The 14,670-nt window shown below is 50.5% G+C and carries 10 protein-coding genes and 1 tRNA gene; 6 read left to right on the top strand and 5 right to left on the bottom strand.

The annotated features are described in order from the left end of the window. The first annotated feature begins 75 nt into the window (after positions 1-75). The 3 genes from psaA (at position 76) to QQ055_RS00390 (ending at position 7,869) form a co-directional block, all read left to right on the top strand. Complete coding sequence (gene psaA, locus QQ055_RS00400; RefSeq protein WP_069968873.1) at positions 76-2,343, top strand: photosystem I core protein PsaA; 2,268 nt, start codon at positions 76-78, stop codon at positions 2,341-2,343. A gap of 19 nt (positions 2,344-2,362) precedes the next feature. Then, positions 2,363-4,591 (top strand): photosystem I core protein PsaB, encoded by a 2,229-nt coding sequence (gene psaB / locus QQ055_RS00395; RefSeq protein WP_069968872.1) that lies wholly within the window; start codon positions 2,363-2,365, stop codon positions 4,589-4,591. A gap of 398 nt (positions 4,592-4,989) precedes the next feature. Further along, the gene (locus QQ055_RS00390; RefSeq protein WP_286004048.1) at positions 4,990-7,869 is read left to right on the top strand and encodes an ATP-binding protein; all 2,880 of its coding nucleotides are present in this window, start codon (positions 4,990-4,992) and stop codon (positions 7,867-7,869) included. A 94-nt stretch (positions 7,870-7,963) separates the two neighbouring features. Here the strand turns inward: QQ055_RS00390 and QQ055_RS00385 are convergent, their stop codons facing one another. Next, positions 7,964-8,080: a photosystem I reaction center subunit VIII gene (locus QQ055_RS00385; RefSeq protein ID WP_071958183.1), complete on the bottom strand. Its 117-nt coding sequence runs from the start codon at positions 8,078-8,080 to the stop codon at positions 7,964-7,966. A gap of 194 nt (positions 8,081-8,274) precedes the next feature. Further along, positions 8,275-8,781, bottom strand: coding sequence for a photosystem I reaction center protein subunit XI (locus QQ055_RS00380; protein ID WP_069968870.1), 507 nt, complete (start codon positions 8,779-8,781; stop codon positions 8,275-8,277). Between the two features lie 283 nt (positions 8,782-9,064). Here QQ055_RS00380 and QQ055_RS00375 point away from each other — a divergent pair, with 283 nt between their 5' ends. After that, entirely contained in the window at positions 9,065-10,312 is a 1,248-nt protein-coding gene (locus tag QQ055_RS00375) for a HEAT repeat domain-containing protein (protein WP_284476851.1), read from the top strand. Here QQ055_RS00375 and QQ055_RS00370 read toward each other — a convergent pair. Continuing rightward, on the bottom strand, positions 10,309-11,004 hold the full coding sequence (locus tag QQ055_RS00370; RefSeq protein ID WP_284476852.1) for a C40 family peptidase: 696 nt from the start codon (positions 11,002-11,004) through the stop codon (positions 10,309-10,311). The two genes, QQ055_RS00375 and QQ055_RS00370, sit on opposite strands and share 4 nt — an antisense overlap. Before the next feature lie 23 nt (positions 11,005-11,027). On the opposite strand from QQ055_RS00370, the gene QQ055_RS00365 reads away from it, so the two are divergent. After that, positions 11,028-11,969, top strand: a complete 942-nt coding sequence (locus QQ055_RS00365; protein ID WP_284476853.1) for a serine hydrolase — start codon at positions 11,028-11,030, stop codon at positions 11,967-11,969. A 59-nt stretch (positions 11,970-12,028) separates the two neighbouring features. Beyond that, positions 12,029-12,730, top strand: coding sequence for a hypothetical protein (locus QQ055_RS00360; protein WP_284476854.1), 702 nt, complete (start codon positions 12,029-12,031; stop codon positions 12,728-12,730). 237 nt (positions 12,731-12,967) lie between these two features. On the opposite strand, the gene QQ055_RS00355 is transcribed toward QQ055_RS00360, so the two are convergent. Together QQ055_RS00355 and QQ055_RS00350 are read right to left on the bottom strand one after the other, a co-directional pair. Further along, positions 12,968-13,056: transfer RNA gene (locus QQ055_RS00355), tRNA-Ser, on the bottom strand. A gap of 67 nt (positions 13,057-13,123) precedes the next feature. After that, a complete protein-coding gene (locus QQ055_RS00350; protein WP_286004047.1) occupies positions 13,124-14,290 on the bottom strand; it encodes a patatin-like phospholipase family protein in 1,167 nt (388 codons plus the stop codon). Positions 14,291-14,670: the final 380 nt, after the last annotated feature.

The following is a 14,670-nucleotide window of genomic DNA, read 5'->3' as shown; positions in this document are numbered from 1 at the left end:
TCAGGCAACTGTGAAGTGGATTTAACCTTGTTCTTTCTCCAAAGACGATGCTTGTCTAATGAGAGGAGAGTCTCAATGACAACTACCCCACAGGGACAAGAGGGAAAAGCTAGGGTTGTTGTGGATAAGGACCCGGTTCCCACTTCTTTTGAAAGATGGGCAAAACCCGGACACTTTGACCGCACCCTGGCCAGAGGGCCCAAAACCACAACTTGGATTTGGAACCTTCACGCCACTGTCCACGATTTTGACAGTCACACCAGTGACTTAGAAGACGTTTCCCGCAAGATATTCAGCGCTCACTTCGGTCACTTAGCCGTGATCTTTATCTGGCTGAGTGGCGCATACTTCCACGGCGCTAAATTTTCCAATTACGAAGCTTGGCTGACCGATCCCACTCACATTAAGCCAAGCGCTCAGGTCGTCTGGCCAATTTTTGGTCAAGAAATTCTCAACGGTGACGTTGGAGGCGGCTTCCACGGTATTCAAATCACCTCTGGTTTGTTCCAACTGTGGCGTGCTTCCGGCATCACGAACAGCTTCCAACTGTACTGCACTGCTATTGGCGGCCTCGTCATGGCAGCATTGATGCTGTTCGCTGGCTGGTTCCACTATCACAAGCGCGCTCCCAAGCTGGAATGGTTCCAGAATGTGGAGTCGATGCTGAACCACCACCTCGCCGGACTTTTAGGTCTAGGTTGCTTGGGCTGGGCCGGACACCAAATTCACGTGTCTTTACCCATCAACAAGCTGCTCGACGCAGGTGTTGCCCCCAAAGACATCCCCCTGCCTCAAGAATTTATCCTCAATCCCAGCTTGATGAGCGAGCTGTATCCCAAAGTCAATTGGGGATTTTTCCAAGGCGTTATTCCCTTCTTTACCGGGAACTGGGGCGCTTATACCGACTTCCTGACCTTCAAAGGCGGTTTGAATCCGGTTACAGGTGGACTGTGGTTGTCTGACACCGCTCACCACCACTTAGCATTAGCCGTGCTATTCATCGTTGCGGGTCATATGTACCGCACGAACTGGGGCATCGGCCATAGCATCAAAACCATCTTAGAAAACCACAAAGGTCCCTTTACGGGCGAAGGCCATAAGGGTCTATATGAAATCCTGACCACTTCTTGGCACGCACAACTCGCGATTAACTTAGCGATGTTGGGTTCGCTCTCGATCATTGTGGCTCACCACATGTACGCCATGCCTCCCTATCCGTACATCGCGACGGATTATGCCACTCAGCTTTCGCTGTTCACCCACCACGTGTGGATCGGTGGCTTCCTAATCGTTGGAGCAGGCGCTCATGGGGCAATCTTCATGGTGCGCGATTACGACCCAGCCAAGAATGTTAACAACTTGCTGGATCGCGTGATTCGTCACCGGGATGCCATCATCTCCCATTTGAACTGGGTTTGCATGTTCTTAGGCTTCCACAGCTTCGGTCTGTACGTGCATAACGACACGATGCGAGCTTTCGGTCGTCCGATGGACATGTTCTCCGACACCGCAATTCAACTTCAACCTGTATTTGCCCAGTGGGTACAAAATATCCACGCGATCGCTCCCGGTAACACGGCTCCCAACGCGCTAGAACCTGCTAGCTATGCGTTTGGCGGCGGCGCTGTAGCGATTGGCGGCAAAGTGGCGATGATGCCGATCGCGCTGGGTACGGCGGACTTCATGATCCACCACATCCACGCCTTCACCATTCACGTCACCGTTCTGATTCTGCTCAAGGGCGTTCTGTTTGCCCGTAACTCTCGCTTAATTCCCGATAAAGCTAGCTTAGGCTTCCGCTTCCCCTGCGACGGTCCAGGTCGGGGCGGCACTTGCCAAGTCTCTGGTTGGGACCATGTTTTCTTGGGTCTGTTCTGGATGTACAACAGCTTATCGATTGTAATTTTCCACTTCAGTTGGAAGATGCAGTCAGATGTCTGGGGAACAGTATCGCCCGATGGCACGGTATCCCATATCACGGCGGGTAATTTTGCCCAAAGCGCAATTACCATTAACGGCTGGCTGCGCGACTTCCTGTGGGCGCAAGCTTCTCAGGTCATCACTTCCTACGGTTCGGCATTGTCTGCTTATGGCTTGCTGTTCCTGGGCGCTCACTTTGTTTGGGCATTTAGCTTGATGTTCCTGTTCAGCGGTCGCGGCTACTGGCAAGAACTGATCGAGTCCATTGTTTGGGCCCATAATAAATTAAAGGTTGCTCCATCAATTCAGCCTCGTGCATTGAGCATTATTCAAGGCCGGGCTGTTGGGGTGGCTCACTACCTCCTAGGAGGAATTGCCACAACCTGGGCATTCTTCCTGGCTCGAATCATTTCTGTAGGATGAGAGCGAGAAGGACTTAAAGATGGCAACAAAATTTCCCAAGTTTAGCCAAGACCTCGCTCAGGACCCGACGACACGTCGGCTATGGTACGGGATTGCCACAGCTCACGACTTTGAGAGCCACGATGGCATGACGGAAGAAAATCTTTACCAAAAGATTTTTGCTTCGCACTTCGGTCATCTAGCAATCATTTTCCTGTGGACTTCTGGCAACCTGTTCCATGTAGCCTGGCAAGGTAACTTTGAACAGTGGATTAAAGATCCGCTCAACGTCCGTCCCATTGCTCACGCGATTTGGGACCCCCAATTTGGGGCACCGGCGGTAGAAGCGTTTACCCAAGGCGGTGCTTCTAACCCGGTTAACATTACCTACTCTGGTATCTACCACTGGTGGTATACCATCGGGATGCGGACGAACGGCGACCTCTATCAAGGCGCTGTGTTCCTCCTGCTCCTGTCGGCAGTCTTCCTGTTCGCAGGTTGGTTGCACCTCCAGCCCAAGTTCCGTCCGAGCTTGTCCTGGTTCAAAAATGCTGAGTCTCGTCTGAACCACCACTTAGCTGGATTGTTCGGCGTCAGCTCTTTAGCGTGGACTGGACACTTAGTTCACGTGGCCATTCCTGAGTCTCGCGGACAGCACGTTGGCTGGGATAACTTCCTGTCTACGCTGCCTCACCCCGCAGGTCTGGCTCCTTTCTTTACCGGAAATTGGGGCGCTTATGCTCAAAACCCGGATTCTGCTAGCCATGTATTTGGTACGGCAGAAGGCGCAGGTACCGCGATTCTGACCTTCTTGGGCGGTTTCCATCCTCAAACCCAGTCTCTGTGGTTGACGGATATGGCTCACCACCATTTGGCGATCGCAGTCATCTTCATCATTGCGGGCCACATGTACCGGACAAACTTCGGTATCGGTCACAGCATCAAGGAGATGGTGAACTCGAAACAGCCTTTGTTTGGAATCAAAAACGAAGGTCAGTTCAACCTGCCTCACCAGGGGTTGTATGACACCATGAACAACTCCCTGCACTTCCAACTGGCGTTTGCGCTAGCAGCATTAGGGGTTATTACCTCTCTGGTTGCCCAGCACATGTACTCGCTGCCTCCTTACGCTTTCATGGCGAAGGACTTCACCACCCAAGCAGCGCTGTACACTCACCACCAGTACATTGCAGGCTTCATCATGGTGGGCGCGTTTGCTCACGGTGCGATTTTCCTCGTCCGCGACTACGATCCCGAACAAAACAAGGGCAACGTGTTAGACCGCGTTCTCCAGCATAAAGAAGCGATCATCTCGCACTTAAGCTGGGTGTCCTTATTCCTAGGCTTCCATACCCTAGGTCTGTACGTCCATAACGATGTTGTGGTTGCCTTCGGCACCCCTGAGAAGCAAATCTTGATTGAGCCTGTGTTTGCTCAATTCATCCAAGCGGCTCATGGTAAAGCCCTCTACGGTATGGATGTGCTGCTGTCCAACCCGGATAGCATTGCGACCACTGCTTGGCCCAACTACGGTAACGTTTGGTTGCCCGGTTGGTTGGATGCCATCAACAGCGGTACCAACTCCTTATTCCTAACCATTGGTCCTGGCGATTTCTTGGTTCACCATGCGATCGCGCTCGGCCTGCACACCACCACCTTAATCTTGGTTAAAGGTGCGTTGGATGCTCGCGGCTCCAAGTTGATGCCCGACAAGAAAGACTTCGGCTATGCCTTCCCTTGCGATGGTCCTGGCCGTGGCGGTACTTGCGACATCTCCGCTTGGGACGCTTTCTACCTCGCCATGTTCTGGATGCTGAACACCATTGCTTGGTTAACCTTCTACTGGCACTGGAAGCACCTGGGCATTTGGCAAGGTAATGTGGCTCAGTTCAATGAGTCTTCGACCTACCTCATGGGTTGGTTCCGCGACTACCTGTGGCTGTATTCTTCGCAGCTCATCAACGGGTACAACCCGTACGGCATGAATAACCTGGCTGTTTGGTCCTGGATGTTCCTCTTTGGACACCTGGTTTGGGCAACCGGCTTCATGTTCCTGATTAGCTGGCGCGGTTACTGGCAAGAGTTGATTGAAACTCTCGTCTGGGCGCACGAGCGCACGCCTCTGGCGAACCTGATTCGCTGGAAAGACAAGCCGGTTGCGATGTCGATCATTCAAGGTCGCGTAGTAGGTTTAGCTCACTTCACCGTTGGCTTTGTCCTCACCTATGCCGCCTTCGTGATTGCTTCAACAGCAGGTAAGTTTGGTTAACCTAAACCCTTAGCTTTAGGTCATTAGAAAAATCCCCTACCTTCGGGTGGGGGATTTTTGCATGGAAAATTACCGATCGATTGGGGTAAAGATAGTCTGGTCTGGATTATTGCTATAACATTTTTTAATCTATTAATGTTACTTCTGGGGAATTATCGGGAATCTTAAAAATGGTATTTCTCACAACGATCGCACGCGCGCGATCGCAGATACATTAGTGATACTCGATCTAGCTGTGTTTCCGGGTTCATGAAGATCGAAATCTGCCCGCTTGAGGCGAGTGGAATAGCATCTCAGGGACGCATTCACTCATTAACCTTTGGGCGATGAATTCAGTCCGCTCTACCCATTGTTCAGGCTTATCTGTTCGCGTTCAGTAGATTTAGAGACAATCGCTTATGTCTATTCCTATAGCGTCAAAAGTTGTTAAAGCCAGACGCGACTATAACACTTGGGTAGCCACTGAAACCCTAGAAGACTATGCCTTACGCTTTACCCCAAAGTCTTTTAGAAAATGGTCGGAACTCTTGGTTGCCAATACTGCGATTGGGGGAATTTCCTTTTTAGCCCTAGAAGCCATTGGGGGTTCGCTTGCCATTAGCTACGGATTTGCGAATTCTTTTTGGGCGATTGTTATTGTTTCCATCATTATTTTTCTAGCCGGTTTACCCATCTGCTACTACGCCTCCGAATACAACATTGATATGGACTTGTTGACGCGAGGGGCGGGCTTTGGCTATCTCGGATCGACCATTACCTCCTTAATTTATGCCTCCTTTACCTTTATTTTCTTTGCCTTAGAAGCCGCAATTATGGCCCAGGCGCTAGAACTTTATTTTCACCTTCCCCTGTGGCTTGGCTATATTATTTGCTCCTTAATTATTATTCCCCTCGTCTTTTTTGGCGTCACCTTAATTAACCAGTTGCAATTTTGGACGCAGCCGATCTGGTTAATTTTGATGATTTCTCCCTATGTTTTTATTCTCTGTAAAGACCCTCAAGCCCTGCATCAATGGGTTAACTTTGCCGGAGAATCCCCTAGCGGCGCTAGCTTTAATCCCCTGCTGTTTGGTTCGGCGGCAACCGTTTCCTTTTCTTTAATTGCTCAGATTGGCGAACAAGTAGACTATCTGCGCTTTTTGCCCGATCGCCAGCCGGAAAACCGCCGTCAATGGTGGATAGCAGCCATTGCAGCCGGGCCGGGATGGATTGTGTTGGGGGCAGCTAAACAACTCGGAGGGGCATTTCTAGCCGCTTTAGCCGTCAGCCAGGGCGTGAGTTTTGCCAAAGCGCACGAACCCATTCAAATGTACCTTGTGGGGTTTGAGGCGATTTTCCATAACCCAGAAGTCGTTCTGGGCGTGGCTACCTTTTTTGTAATTGTTTCGCAAATTAAAATTAACGTCACCAACGCCTACGCCGGATCGCTGGCATGGTCTAACTTTTTTTCGCGCCTCACCCACTCTCACCCCGGAAGGGTGGTTTGGTTAGTCTTTAACGTGGCGATCGCACTTTTGTTGATGGAACTGGGCGTTTTTGCCACCCTAGACGCCGTTCTCGGTCTTTACTCGAATATTGCGATCGCCTGGGTGGGGGCCTTAGTCGCCGATCTCGTCATCAATAAACCCCTCGGCTTTAGCCCCTCCTATATTGAATTTAAACGCGCCTACCTTTACAACATTAACCCCGTGGGTTTCGGGTCAATGCTGGTGGCTTCTGCGATCGCGATCGCCGCTTTCTTGGGTGCATTTGGCAGCACCGCCCAAGCCTTCTCTTCCTTCATCGCCCTCGGCGTCGCCTTTATCCTCTCGCCTGCGATCGCTATTGTCACCCAAGGTAAATATTACATTGCCAGAGAAAACACCCACTTCCACGAAACCTCCGAAACTGCGATCGCGTGCGGTATTTGCTCAAACCTCTACGAACCGCAAGATATGGCCTATTGCCCAATCTACGATACCGCCATTTGTTCGCTGTGTTGCAGCCTAGATGCCCGCTGTCACGATAGCTGCAAGCCCAACCCACACCATCCTTGGATTGCCCAACTGCAAACCCTGTATACTCAAAAAATCTCGCCTCACATCGGTCAGCGGCTGCTATCGTTCCTATTAATTTTCAGCAGCATTTCTGGGTTTATCGCCCTGGTGTTGTGGCTGTTTTACACCCAACAAATCGCCCCAGTGGTTGAAGCAACAGCCCAAGTGCAACTCAGCTTTTTCCAACTCTACGCCGTTTTTCTGGTACTAGTTGCGATCGCCTCCTGGTGGTTAGTCCTCAGCGAAGAAAGCCGCCAACTCGCCCAAGAAGAACTCGACAAACAAAACGGACAACTCCAACAAGAAATAGCCGAACGCCTAGCCGCCGAAACCGCCCTCCAAGCCCTCACCCAAGAACTAGAAGCCCGCGTCATCGCCCGTACCGCCGAACTCACCCAAGCCTTGCATCAACTCCAGCAAGCCCAAATTCATCTCGTCCAAAGCGAAAAACTAGCAACCCTCGGTCAACTCCTCGCCGGGGTAGCGCACGAAATCAATAACCCCGTCGGCTTTATTTTTGGCAACCTTAAATACGCAGAAGACTATAACACCGACCTGCTCAATCATCTCAGGCTTTATCAAAAACACTATCCCAACCCCGTCCCCGAAATTAGCGATCATGCAGAAGAAATCGATCTAGCCTATCTGATCGAAGACTTCCCCCATATGCTTTCTTCGATGAAAGTTGGAATTGACCGCATCGCCGCCTTAAGCGTTTCTCTCCGCAACTTTTATCGCTGCGATACCACCAACAAAGTAGCCTGCAATATTCACGAAGGCTTAGAAAGCACGCTCCTAATTTTGCAGCATCGCTTAAAAGCGAACCAGAAGCGATCGGCCATTCAGATTCTCAAAAATTATGGCGATTTATCCCCAGTTGAATGCTATCCCGGTCAACTGAATCAAGTCTTTATGAACCTGCTAGCCAATGCGATTGACGCCTTAGAAGAAGAACGCTCGCCCCTAGATACTCAAGGATTCCAGCCGACCATTTCAATTTCTACAATCCTAGAACCGAACAAAGCTATTATTCAGATTGCCGATAATGGTAGCGGAATGCCTCCGGAGGTACAAGCGCGTTTATTTGAACCCTTATTTACCACAAAACCTGTCGGTAAAGGAACTGGGTTAGGCTTGTCCATCAGCCAGCAGATTATTTGCGAGAAACATGGTGGTTTCTTAAGCTGTCAATCGGTTTTGGGGGAAGGAACTGTGTTTAAAATTGAACTCCCAATTTGCTGATAGAAAACCCCAGGTATTCTTCAGCGATGCCATAAAAAATCCCTACTTTTATGTAGGGATTGGCAATCCATCTTAGGAAAGATTTTTCCGAGGATTAAGCGTCACTTTCGATATAGATAAATAACAGTCCCATGACGACTAAAGGCATGAGCCAGCATACAACAGGAATCAAAATCCAAGGCAAGAAAGAAGCAGCGTAATCGCCTGTCATAAATGTTTCTTCCTATGTAAAATGACAACGTTCCAAGTGGATTTTACTGTAGCCCGCGTCCTAATTTGTAAGTTCTTAAAAGACTTAACAAAAGTTAGGAAGGATCTGAAGCTGCGGAGGTTCAGACACTCCACACCGTCAGACCCTCAGACACGATTGGCACAAGGTTCTCAATTGAGCAATCTCGCTCAAGTCTAACGATTGACTAATCCACGGAAAATCGCGTCTACAGCTTCAAAGTTTTCCAACAGGAAGTAAGCTACAAACGCGCCACCCGTACCACCGAGGAAGAATCCGCCGGTGAATTCGCTCCAGCCTTCGTCAGTTTTCAGACGGTCGGAGACTTTGGGGGTTAACCCTTGGGGGTTATCTTGTTCTTTAAAGGTAACGAAGCCGTAAGCGGACATCCCTGCCGTTGCAATCAAAATCAGAGCTACGGCGGAGATTAAAGCACCCAGGTTAGCCGCGCCTGGATAGTCGCGCAGGGGGCCAAATACGACCCAAGGGCCTAGCAAGAAGTAACCGTGGGCTAGCCCAATCTCTAAGCCGCGCCGGAAGGGAGACAGTCCTTTGCGGTAAGCGGGAAGATTGCCAATAAAAGCTCGCGTAAAATCAGAATCCGAAATGGGGGTTGAAAGATGTCCAACAAACGGATCGCCGTCGTAGGGTTTTACGACTTCCATATTTCTTGGATCGGCCATAATTTATTATTCCTCGCGTTGTGAAACGATCGTGATGAACTTAAGCTCATATTTTACGCACGACCGGGGTATAACTTTACAGAATTCGGGGAGGGCTTTAGAAAAGTTCATTTTCAATCCCGCTGAACAGGGTAAAAGGGGATTTATATATTAATTTTTGTAAATAAACCATTAACAAATTGATGCAAATCTGCTGCTAATTTTTTAGCTCGCCTCCCGTATTTGCCAGCCAATAAATGATATGAATTGAGGAGTGATGTTGTCTGTTGAGGAAGGTTTACGGATGATTGTGTTTGTCTTGCTCGCTTTGCTTGTCGGCTTTTTGGCTGGCGTGGCGATCGCCTACCAACTCTTGGAAAGACGGCTTGGACAGCAACGCCGCGAGCATGTAGAACAGACTCGCCAAGCGATTGAAGAGTTGGAGAAAAAACACGAAACCCGGATGCGGCAAGCCATTGTCCCGATCCAGCAAGATTACGAAGCCCAACTCACCCAGTCCCAAAACGCGATCGCCGAATTGCAAAGCAACCAAGAAGCCCAGATTCAACAGGCAATCCAAGCCACGCGATCGCAATACGAGGCCGAACTTGCCCGCACCCAGCAAACTCTCGAACAAGTTAGAGCCGACTACGAACGGCAAATTCAAGAGCTACGCAGGGCGACAGATCGTCCGACTGATTTCCCAGAAGACAGCTATGAAGGACGAATGAGCGAGATTCAGCAACATCTGCGCGAGAAGCAGGAAACGCTTCCCGATCCGGATGCGCCCCCCATTCCAAGAGTCGAACGCAACCAAGCAGCCCTCGAAGCTATACTTCCTCAATCGCCCGTTGCTGAATCCGCCGATTTACTGAATCCTGAATGGGGTTCCATTTCCACCCCTCCAGAAGCTAGCTATGAAGGTCGAGTTGAGGAACTCGTGCAAAACCTGCGCCAGCAGTACGAAACCCTCCCCGATCCCGAAGAAACCGAAATTTCCAAAATTGAGAGCAACCAGGCCGCTTTAGTCGCCGTTCTCCCCCAAGCCCCCGTTGTGGAATCCGCCGCGCTGATGAATCCCACGATCGCGCCGCCACAAGTCCCCATCTCCGAATCTCCCATTCTGCTCGTTCCCGAACAAACCGCAAACCTGCATCCTTACGAACTGTGCCAGCAGGTTTTAGGGTGGGGAGAAACCGGACAAGTGGGTAAGCTCTCCCAATTAATCAATTATGCCCGTCACGCCAGCCCCGACGTGCGCCAGTCAGTGGCGATCGCCCTAGGCAACCTCATGAAGCGTAACCGACTGCGTAGCAACAGCGATATGCTGATCCCAATCTTGGGCAAACTCAGCCAAGACGCCAAGCCCAAAGTTCGCCAAGCTGCAATTATGGCCTTGGGTGGCATTCACTCCCCGCAAGCGGTTCCTTTTCTGCAACGCGCCTTAAGAGATCCCATCGGTTATGTTTCCCAGTCGGCTAGCATCGCCATTCGCCAACTAAAACTCGCACCCCTCAAGCCGCCAGTCCAGAATCCCCGGCCCAAACGCTAAGTCGGGCAATAGCTGCAAACCACTCGACCGGCCCCGCGCAACTGTTTAAAGTAGGCTTGCACGACGGCATCCCCGCGATCGCTCAACGGATCGATCGCGATTCCGTTGCGGCCTTGGGTTTTCCCGGAACTGTGAAGATAGCGGCTTTCCCCCAAATATAGGGCGACGTGGGTTGCTTTTTCAGGGGTGCCAAAGAAAATCAAGTCTCCGGGTTTCAACTCATCCAGCGAGACGGGTTCGGTAAAAGCTTCTTGCTGATAAGAATCTCTGGGTAGCCAGATCCCGACTGAGGCAAACGCCGCTTGCATTAACCCCGAACAATCATAATTCGGGCCAACCGTTCCGCCCCATAAATAGTAATTGGGCTGTTGCCTTGCAGTTTGAGCAAATGCGATCGCCTCTGGTAACTTAGCCTCAATCTCCGATCGCGATCGCGCCACCGCTTGATAGGGGGCTGTCGCTTCTGCCAACGTTTCGAGATCGGCTAAGGATAACCAACAGGGATAGTCATCTTCGCACAAGCGGACTTCAACCGCCGTTGCTTGGGGCGATCGCACTAGCTTGAGATGCCGTCCGGCGGCGGCTTGAGTTGCCAGCCTCTCGCACTCTGGAGAATCATAGAGATCGAGATTTCTTTGGCAAACATACTCCAGAGCGATCGCACTCTGAGACACTGAAGCAACAGACACCATAAGACCTTTTCTACCCAACAACGATGACCTTTTTCCGCAAAGACGAACAACTCCAACAATTGGGCGATCGCATTCTTGAAACCACCTGGGCTGAATTTCCCCAACTCGCCCGCAACCAAATTGCAATGACTTGGATTGTCTACGATCCGCCTGTCCCCGTCAACACGGGCGGGGCGCTATCCCCGGAAGAATTCTGGAAGCATCCCGTACGCGGTTATAGCTATCGCGGCGTTGAGCGAATTTACCCGGCGAGTATTGTGAAATTGTTTTATCTCGTGGCGGTGTACGAGTGGGTGGACAAAAAAATGATTCAGCCTTCACCAGAACTCGAACGCGCCATCCGCGACATGATTGTCGATTCTAGCAATGACGCTACTGCCCTCGTTGTTGATGTGCTAACGGGCACCACAGGCGGTCCGGAACTGCCCCCCGCCCCCTTTGAAACCTGGAAGTCGCAGCGCAATATTGTCAACCGCTATCTTAAAACCTTGGGATGGGCGGAATTAGAAAGCATTAACGTGAACCAAAAGACCTGGGGAGATGGGGCTTACGGGCGCGAACGGGCATTTTTGGGTGAAATGATGGAAAACCGCAATATGCTGACCACAGACGCAACAGCCCGCCTCTTACACAGCATTATTGGGGGGGTTGCAGTCTCTTCCCAGGCGTCGCAGAAGATGATGGCGTTGATGAAGCGATCGCTCGATCCAACTGTTCTGGAGAACGATCCAGAAAACCAAGTCACCGGATTTTTCGGTCAAGGCGTGCCCGAAAACGCTCAACTGTGGTCAAAAGCGGGGTTAACCTCACAAGTCCGCCACGATAGTGCCTATATTGAAATTCCCGGTTTGCAACCTTATTTACTGGTTGTATTTACAGAGGGAAAAACCCAGAGTAAAAATGAAGCTATCTTGCCTTTTGTTTCCCAACAGGTCGTTGGGGCAATGCAAGGTCTGCAAGGTTAAACCTATCGAGTCTGCGATCGATGGCGATCGCTATTAAATCCAATTGGTTGAGGAGTGATATGAGACACCTAACTTGGTTTTTACCCCTAAGCGCCGCGCTAGCTAGCCTTCTAGGGGGTAGCTTGTGTGCGATCGCGCAAGAGATTGAACCCTTAAGCCCAGAACTCAGTACAGTTGCAGAAACCGAGAGCGAACCTGCATCTCCAGAAACGGCCCAGATCCCCTTCCCCGGAACCAGCATCACAAACGCCGCCAGCCTCAGCGAACAACCCGCCTTTACCCCCGTTCCCGAACTGGCTCAACTTTCTGAAGTCAGGATCGCCCAAGGTGTCGAACCCAGACGCTTAGAAGGCGGCGTCAGCTATGTGGGGATCGGTGCCAATATTGGTGTAGGGGGCGATAGCGCCATCGGTCGTTTCGGCTTTGCAGCCGTAAGTAAAATTGGCTTTACCCAAAACCTTTCCGTCCGTCCTTCGCTAATTGTCAACAACCGCGTTAGCCTCCTAGTTCCCATCACCTATGACTTAATTGTGGGGCGGGAACCCTTCGATCCGGTTGCTTTTGCACCCTTTGTGGGGGGTGGCGTCGCCTTTGATTTTAGCGGTCGCGTCGGCCCCATGTTAACGGGTGGGGTAGATTTCCCCCTTACCCCCCAACTAACCGCTACCGGAAGCGCCAACGTTGCCTTCTTAGGCGATAGCACCAAGTTCGGTATCCTACTGGGTGTTGGCTACAACTTCGGCGGTCTATTTGAACGTTAAGCCCATTGGTCGCAAAATGCTTTTCAAGCGTGCTGAGTTGGAGTTGCTATTTAACCCACTCAGCACTCTCTGCGAAAGCTAAATCAATAGCACTTTTAACTCAGCACTGTGTTCCCACTCGGAACTCGGAACTCAGAACTTTGCACTGTATTTACCACTCAGCACTCAGCACTTTCTACTCAGCACTCAGAAACCCACTCAGCACTCAGCACTTTCTACTCAGCACTGTTTTTAGAACGGAGAGGGAGGGATTCGAACCCTCGGTACGGCCTAAACCGTACAACGGATTAGCAATCCGCCGCTTTCGACCACTCAGCCACCTCTCCTTGCGGCAGTAATCATAGATTATATCAGCCTTGAGTATGACCTGGCAACTGCCGACCGCACTTTTTTCTAAAGGCACTCTCCAGTTGGACTAAAGCCCCGTTTTTTCAGGTGTTCTGTCCAACTCCACTCTTCTAGGAAGAATTTTTTTGTCCAGTGATAGCCGAGACAATAAAGGTTGACTTTCTCGTCGGCCGTTAGGTTAAACTGGGTGGGGGTGACGCTCGCCTCTGTAATATCTAGATTAATCACCCGACCCTGATCGATTTCGCGCAGATGATAGCGATCGCGAGCATTCATCATCGTCCGAATCGTAGACGCAAACACATCTAAAGGGCCTTGAATCTCCGAAACCTGTCCGATTGTACTATCCACCAACCGAAAGCCAAAGGTCGGCCAGCGGGGCGCAGGAGCCACCGACTGTCCGGGGCGGGGTTGAACGTCGTAGATCCACAGGGGAAAATTGCTTAAAATTCCACCATCCACAATCCAAGAGTCGCCTAACCTTCCCGGTTCAAAGAAGAGCGGAATGCTCATCGAGAGGCGTACTGCTTCCGCCACGCTCATCTGTTCTGGGTATTGGAGTGCAGATTTGCTAAGGATTTGTTGGCGAAACTGCTTGTGGCGATCGCTCAAAGCAGGCGCATTCGGATCGAGCGCATCCGGTAAGACTAACATCTCCCCCCGACTAATATCAGAAACCACGACCTTGAGTTGGCGATCGCTTTTAATTTTTTGAATGTCTTGAAAGCTCTGAATCCGCTGTTGTGCCAGAATTTGTTGCAACCAATTGCGGAAGGGTTCGGCAGAATATTGACCTAACCGCCTCGCCACCACCAAGCAGAAAAGCATCCGAAATGGCGATCGCAAATCGTTCCGGGGATCGCCATTGAAAATCAACGGACTCGTCTTGCGAGACAAGAATTTCATGTAATCAAAATTGCCCAGAATTTCCTCTAACTCAGTAATGGGTAAATTGGCAGCCAGAAGAGCCGCAGTAATTGCACCCGCAGAAGTTCCTGCTAATTTTTTCCACTGCAAACCTAAATCCGCACAACAGCGTAATGCGCCCACAAATGCCAGCCCGCGCATCCCTCCCCCTTCAAAAATTGCATCCGCATACAAGTGTCCTTCCCCAGTTGGAGAATGCATCTTTGTGAGGATGAACTGCCTTTCCTCCGAGGAAACCCGGATTCCTCGTTCATCCAGAAACCGCGTCAGCGCTAAATGAGTCATCGTTAATATCAAGACTTATCAATGATGTAAAGCCCCCAGGATTAGAGGCTTTTCCTCACAATTATCGAGGAAACGATCCCCAATTTCAATCAGATTCACCCCTGATTCATTACCCCTGGTCTAACGAGTTTCCAACTTTTGATGGAGGGCAATCGATATAAATAAGATATAATGATTTTATTCAATAAGAAGGAGTGAGTGGTCGGTTATTCGCCCTTTAATCGGGCCCTGTTGTACGACCTACCAATTCAATCGCGAAACTATGGTTGCTCAAAATCAACAACGGATTGCACTTATCTCTGTTCATGGAGATCCGGCAATTGAAATTGGCAAAGAAGAAGCAGGCGGACAAAATGTTTACGTTCGCCAAGTTGGCGAAG

The organism is Geitlerinema calcuttense NRMC-F 0142, from assembly GCF_030285425.1.
Note: the sequence above shows the minus strand (reverse complement) of the source record. Positions and strands in the feature narration are given on the sequence as shown.

Excerpts from the sequence above, each read along its gene's own strand:
- psaA (WP_069968873.1), top strand. The coding sequence starts at position 76 with ATGACAACTACCCCACAGGGACAAGAGGGAAAAGCTAGGGTTGTTGTG.
- psaB (WP_069968872.1), top strand. The coding sequence starts at position 2,363 with ATGGCAACAAAATTTCCCAAGTTTAGCCAAGACCTCGCTCAGGACCCG.
- QQ055_RS00390 (WP_286004048.1), top strand. The coding sequence starts at position 4,990 with ATGTCTATTCCTATAGCGTCAAAAGTTGTTAAAGCCAGACGCGACTAT.
- QQ055_RS00385 (WP_071958183.1), bottom strand. The coding sequence starts at position 8,080 with ATGACAGGCGATTACGCTGCTTCTTTCTTGCCTTGGATTTTGATTCCT.
- QQ055_RS00380 (WP_069968870.1), bottom strand. The coding sequence starts at position 8,781 with ATGGCCGATCCAAGAAATATGGAAGTCGTAAAACCCTACGACGGCGAT.
- QQ055_RS00375 (WP_284476851.1), top strand. The coding sequence starts at position 9,065 with ATGATTGTGTTTGTCTTGCTCGCTTTGCTTGTCGGCTTTTTGGCTGGC.
- QQ055_RS00370 (WP_284476852.1), bottom strand. The coding sequence starts at position 11,004 with ATGGTGTCTGTTGCTTCAGTGTCTCAGAGTGCGATCGCTCTGGAGTAT.
- QQ055_RS00365 (WP_284476853.1), top strand. The coding sequence starts at position 11,028 with ATGACCTTTTTCCGCAAAGACGAACAACTCCAACAATTGGGCGATCGC.
- QQ055_RS00360 (WP_284476854.1), top strand. The coding sequence starts at position 12,029 with ATGAGACACCTAACTTGGTTTTTACCCCTAAGCGCCGCGCTAGCTAGC.
- QQ055_RS00350 (WP_286004047.1), bottom strand. The coding sequence starts at position 14,290 with ATGACTCATTTAGCGCTGACGCGGTTTCTGGATGAACGAGGAATCCGG.